Annotated in this window: 6 protein-coding genes; 3 read left to right on the forward strand and 3 right to left on the reverse strand. The window is 60.8% G+C overall.

All coding sequences use genetic code 11. The features are described from left to right. A partial coding sequence (locus Q0478_RS09945) for an acyl-CoA dehydrogenase family protein (protein ID WP_298678838.1) occupies window positions 1-932 on the reverse strand: 932 nt, incomplete at its 3' end. 75 nt (window positions 933-1,007) lie between these two features. On the opposite strand from Q0478_RS09945, the gene Q0478_RS09950 reads away from it, so the two are divergent. Continuing rightward, entirely contained in the window at window positions 1,008-1,946 is a 939-nt protein-coding gene (locus Q0478_RS09950; protein WP_298678839.1) for a GlxA family transcriptional regulator, read from the forward strand. A 141-nt stretch (window positions 1,947-2,087) separates the two neighbouring features. Here Q0478_RS09950 and Q0478_RS09955 read toward each other — a convergent pair whose 3' ends face one another. Both Q0478_RS09955 and Q0478_RS09960 read right to left on the reverse strand, forming a co-directional pair. After that, window positions 2,088-2,843 (reverse strand): class II aldolase and adducin N-terminal domain-containing protein, encoded by a 756-nt coding sequence (locus Q0478_RS09955; protein WP_298678840.1) that lies wholly within the window; start codon window positions 2,841-2,843, stop codon window positions 2,088-2,090. Window positions 2,844-2,965: 122 nt separating this feature from the next. Beyond that, on the reverse strand, window positions 2,966-3,385 hold the full coding sequence (locus Q0478_RS09960; RefSeq protein ID WP_298678841.1) for a VOC family protein: 420 nt from the start codon (window positions 3,383-3,385) through the stop codon (window positions 2,966-2,968). Between the two features lie 99 nt (window positions 3,386-3,484). Here Q0478_RS09960 and Q0478_RS09965 point away from each other — a divergent pair, with 99 nt between their 5' ends. Together Q0478_RS09965 and Q0478_RS09970 are read left to right on the forward strand one after the other, a co-directional pair. Continuing rightward, window positions 3,485-4,954 (forward strand): AMP nucleosidase, encoded by a 1,470-nt coding sequence (locus tag Q0478_RS09965; RefSeq protein WP_298678842.1) that lies wholly within the window; start codon window positions 3,485-3,487, stop codon window positions 4,952-4,954. A 127-nt stretch (window positions 4,955-5,081) separates the two neighbouring features. Continuing rightward, window positions 5,082-5,260: HU family DNA-binding protein (locus Q0478_RS09970; RefSeq protein WP_298678844.1), on the forward strand; the 179-nt coding region annotated here is incomplete at its 3' end.

Raw genomic sequence — 5,260 nt, forward strand, 5'->3', positions numbered from 1 at the left:
TCAAACTTCCAGCCCGCTTCCCAAGTGAGCAGATTGGCAGCTTTGATTTCGAGCGCCATGTCGGCGAGCTTGAAGGAGATGCCCTGAAACTTCGAGATTTGCTGGCCGAATTGCTTTCGCTCGGCGGAGTATTCCAGCGCGTGCTCAAAGGCGCGTTCGGCGCGGCCCAGTGATGTGGCGGCCACTTGCAGGCGCGTTGCGCCGAGCCAGTCGTTGGCAACCTGAAAGCCCTTGTGCACCTCGCCGAGCACAGCCGCGCGCGGCAGGCGGCAGTTGTCAAACTCCAGCACCGCGTTGGTATAGCCGCGATGGCTCACATTGCGGTAACCGTCGCGCACGGTGAAGCCGGGCGTGCCCTTGTCGACAAAGAACGCGGTGATCAGTTTTTTCGGCCCGCGCGGCGTATCTTCCTCGCCTGTCGCCATGAAGACGATGGCAAAATCGGCAATATCGGCGTGGCTGATGAAGTGTTTCGTGCCGTTGAGGATGAAGTCGTCGCCGTCTTCTTTCGCGCTGGCTGTCATACCGCGCAAGTCAGAGCCGGCACCTGGCTCGGTCATGGCGAGGCAGTCCCATTTCTCGCCTTTTATACAGGGGAAGAGATACTGCTCGCGTTGCTCTTCTGTTCCGGCCAGCAGGATGTTGGAGGGGCGGGCCACACAGGTCCAGTGGAGCGCATAATTGGCGCGGCCCAGTTCTTTTTCATACATCAGCCAAGTGAGCGTATCGAGCCCGGCCCCGCCGACCTCTTCGGGCATATTGGCCGCATAGAGCCCCGCCGCCATGGCCTTGGCTTGAAGCTCCTGGATCAGCTCCATCGGCAGATGCCCCGTGCGCTCGACGAGGGCTTCATGGGGGTAAAGCTCTTTCTCGACAAACGCGCGGGTGGTGTCGATGATCATCTGTTGTTCTTCGCTGGGCGCAAATTGCATGGATCTGTCCTTGGGTTGGTTTGCCCAGAGGTTAAGCGGCTTGCAGGCAACCTCTGTGCAGATTTAGAAATAATCATGCAGATTTGGAAGAATCACGACGCCGCAGTGCAGCAGGTCGATGTGCTGTTGTTTGAAGCCTTCTCGGGGCTTTGCCTTGCCAATACGATCGAGCCGCTGCGCGCGGCCAACACGCTTTCAGGGCGCGTGCTCTATCGCTGGCGTTTGCTGACGCTGGACGGCGCGCCGGTGTTGTCCTCAAGCGGTATGAGCGTGGCTGCTCATGGGGCGCTCAGCGGACTTGGCGGGGATATGCTCATTGTCATGCCGAGCTATGGTTTTGCCAGCCACGCCCGCGAAGCCACGGCGCGTGGCTTACGGGCTGCGGCAGGGCGTTACGAGGTGCTGGCGGGGTTTGACACTGGCAGCTGGCTTCTGGCCCATGCGGGGCTGTTGAACGGGCGGCGCGCGACCATCCATTGGGAGGAGCTTGAGCGCTTTGGGGAAGCCTTTCCGGACGTGCAGGCCGAGCGCGCCCGCTTTGTGGAAGACGGGGACCGCGTGACCTGTTCCGGCGCCCAAGCTGCCTTTGATGTGATGACCCACCGCATTGGCGCGCGCCACGGGCAGGCGCTCAGGCTCGAGCTGGCGACACTTTTCATGAGCCCGGACGAGGCCACGCCACAGGATGTGCCCATGGCACGGGCGCGCAGCGTGGTGCGGGCGATCCGTTTGATGCAGGCCCATGTCGAGCAGCCCTTGCCAATGGGCGAGATTGCCCGCAGGGCCGGGCGCGCGCAGAAGGACCTGGAAGTGCGGATGAAGCGCGAGCTGGGCGCGACGCCGCGCGCGGTTTACCGCCGCATCCGGCTTTTGGCTGCGCGCAAGCTTTTGAAGGAGACGGCTCTGCCCATCACGGAGGTGGCCTTGCGGGCGGGCTATCAGGACGCAAGCGCGATGACGCGCGCTTACAGGGCCGAGTTTGGCCTCAGGCCGCGCGACGAGCGCAAAGCCTAGGGACTTCGGGCGCTTCGCGCCCGACCCGCCGGGGGGCGAGCCCCCCGGACCCCCTCAAGCAGTTTGCGAAGCAAACGCGATGACCGACAGAGCGCACTTGTTGCGCGGTTGTGGTTGGATATTTAGAGCAATAAGAAGGGCTCAGGTTGCGTAGTTGGAGCCTTCTTCGTCGAGGATGGCTTTGAGTTCGGCGAGGTGTCGCTCGTCCTGATCCGGATAGGTTTCCAGTTCTTGTGCGGTTTTCTCGGCGATGTCATCCGGCAGCACGCGCAGTTTCTGGCCAGTTTGGAGTGCGCGGATATAGGTTTCGGCAGCGCGTTCAAAGTAGTAGAGGCGGTTGAATGTCTCGGCGACGGTCTGGCCAATGACCAGCACGCCGTGATTGCCCATGATCATCACCTTTTGCTTGGGATCGCTGAACAGCGCAGCGCAGCGTGCGCCCTCGTCTTCAAAGGCGAGGCCGCCGTAATGATCATCGATCACATAGCGGTTGAAGAAGGTGGCGCAGTTCTGGTCGATCGGGGGGAGCCGGCTGTCGGCCAAAGAGGCCAGCACGGTGGCATGGATCGAGTGGACATGCATGGCACAGCGGGCATGGGGGCAGGCTCGGTGGAGACCGCCATGCAGGCCCCAAGCGGTTGGGTCGGGGGCGTTTGGCCCGGCGAGCGTTTCCGGGTCTTCTGCGTCCAGCTCCAGCATATCGGAGGCCTTGATGCGCGCAAAATGCTTCTGGTTGGGGTTGATCAGGAAGCGCGTGCCGCTTTCGTTGATGGCCAGCGAGAGGTGATTGGCCACGCCCTCGTGCATGTTCAGCCGTGCAATCCAGCGAAACGCGGCTGCGAGATCGACCCTTTCCTGCCAGTTTTTCAGGTTGGGGCGTGTGGGGGATGTTGGCATGAGGGCGCTCCTTTGGGACAGCTTACGGGGCCGGCCAGCGGCGATAAAGCCCAATTGCGACAGGGATCAGACAGGGTGCGTCAAACCGGGTGCGTCAAACCGGGTGCATCAGACTGCGTGCGTCAGACCGGGCGCGACGGCACCCATGCGTAGCCGTCCGGGCAGAGAATATAGGCTTCGCGCAGGCCGTGGGGCCTGTCTGACGGGGCTTGCAAAAGAGCGCCTCCGGCGGCTTTTGCGCGCGCGGCGGCTGTGTCAGGGTCACACTCATACAGGCGGATTTCGACGCCTGCGCCGCGTGGCGGGTTGTCTGGCAGCAGGCCGAGCAGCGGGTGTTGGCCGTAGGTGCTGTCAGCGTGCAGCTGCAAGACAGCCTGGCCTTGGCGGATAATCGCGAAATCGGCGCTGACGCGGTGGGCGGCAAGATCAAACACCTCGCTCAGAAAGCGGGCGCTGCGCGGCACATCCTGCACGAGAATGTTGAAGCCGAACCCGCGCAGGGACGCGCCGAACTGGTCGGGGGCAACTGTTTCGTAGTCCATAAGCCTCTCCTTGAACAAACCGTGGGGAAGTGTCACCCTCGGAGCAAACTGGCGCTGCCGTGATGGCGCCGGCTTCTCTTTAGCAGGCGGGGAGCGATCATGCCTTCACAATTTGTGACACCAGAACCGGGCCGTTTTCAACGGTTTGACGATCCGCACGCCGCTGTTGCACATCTTGAAAGGCTGTATGCGGCGTCTTGTTCCTTCTTGTGTGAGGCTTTTGCCAAGGCCATGATCTCGCCGCCTTCGGGGCGGCGTATCCGGGCTTTTTATCCGATGGTGCGGATCGAGACTGCGAGCTATGCCCAGATCGACAGCCGCTTGAGCTTTGGCCATGTCTCCCAACCCGGGCGGCATGAGGCGACAATCACCCGTCCTGACCTTTTTCGCGGGTATCTGACCCAGCAGCTGGAACTGTTGATGGAAAATCACGGAGTGCCTGTGGAGGTGGGCTATTCGCAAACGCCGCTGCCCATTCATTTTGCGGTGGCCAATGATCCGCAGATCACCGTGCCGCAGGAAGGCGCGGCCGAGTTTACCCTGCGCGATGTGTTTGATGTGCCCGACCTGAGCACCACAAATGATGATATTGTCAACGGAACCCATCAGTCTGGTGACGGGGCTGCGGGGCCTTTGGCGCCCTTCACGGCGCAGCGGGTGGATTACTCTCTGGCGCGGCTGGCCCACTACACAGCAACAGAGCCAGAGCACTTTCAAAACCATGTGCTCTTCACCAACTACCAGTTTTATGTGAACGAGTTTGAGGCCTATGCGCGCGCGCAGCTTGCTGACAAGGCAAGCGGCTACACCAGCTTTGTGGGCACCGGTAATGCCGAGATCACCGAGGCGGACCAGCGGCTAGAGCTTTCGCAAAAGCAGCCGCAGATGCCGACCTTTCACCTCAAGCGCGCGGATGGCTCGGGGATCACGCTGGTGAACATCGGTGTGGGGCCGTCAAACGCCAAGACAGCGACAGACCATATCGCCGTGTTGCGCCCGCATGCCTGGATTATGGTGGGACACTGCGCGGGGCTGCGCAACAGCCAGCTTTTGGGCGACTTTGTTCTGGCTCATGCTTACCTGCGCGAAGACAAGGTGTTGGACGATGATCTGCCCGTTTGGGTTCCTGTTCCGGCGCTGGCCGAAATTCAGGTGGCGCTGGAGGAGGCTGTGGCCGAGGTGACCGAGCTGAAGGGGTATGAGCTGAAACGGCTGATGCGCACCGGCACCGTGGCCAGCCTCGACAACCGCAACTGGGAGTTGCGCGAAACCGAGGGGCCGGTGCAGCGGCTCAGCCAGAGCCGGGCGATTGCACTGGATATGGAAAGCGCGACGATTGCGGCCAACGGCTTCCGCTTCCGGGTGCCTTATGGCACGCTTTTATGCGTTTCGGACAAACCTTTGCACGGAGAGCTGAAGCTGCCTGGCATGGCCAGCGACTTCTATAAGACGCAGGTGGAGCGGCATTTGAGGATCGGGATCAAGGCAATGGAATCTCTGCGGAATATGCCTTTGGAGCGTTTGCATAGCCGAAAGTTGCGAAGTTTTAACGAAACGGCATTTCTGTAGAGGTCAAAACCCCTCAAAATCCAGTTTTTCTTGGGGTTTGCGCATACAATTCGTTGTGTTGACTCGCATCATACAGTTATATGGCGTCGATCGGGCCCAAGATCGGGCAAATACAGGAGACTACAAAATGACAAAACCAATGACAAAAACACAGCTTGTTGCAGCGATCGCCGAAGAAATGGGCGCGGACAAGAAAACAGCGACTGGCGCACTTGATTCAATCATTGCGATCATCACCAAAGAAGTTTCCGGCGGCGGTGCGGTGACCCTGCCTGGCGTTGGCAAGATCTACTGCCGCGAGCGCCC

Origin of the sequence: uncultured Lentibacter sp. (assembly GCF_937123735.1) — a bacterium.
In the GTDB taxonomy this organism is placed as follows: domain Bacteria; phylum Pseudomonadota; class Alphaproteobacteria; order Rhodobacterales; family Rhodobacteraceae; genus Lentibacter.

What these genes read in the sequence shown, in the direction of transcription:
- Q0478_RS09950 (WP_298678839.1), top strand. Translation starts at nt 1,008, where the DNA reads ATGCAGATTTGGAAGAATCACGACGCCGCAGTGCAGCAGGTCGATGTG.
- Q0478_RS09955 (WP_298678840.1), bottom strand. Translation starts at nt 2,843, where the DNA reads ATGCCAACATCCCCCACACGCCCCAACCTGAAAAACTGGCAGGAAAGG.
- Q0478_RS09960 (WP_298678841.1), bottom strand. Translation starts at nt 3,385, where the DNA reads ATGGACTACGAAACAGTTGCCCCCGACCAGTTCGGCGCGTCCCTGCGC.
- Q0478_RS09965 (WP_298678842.1), top strand. Translation starts at nt 3,485, where the DNA reads ATGCCTTCACAATTTGTGACACCAGAACCGGGCCGTTTTCAACGGTTT.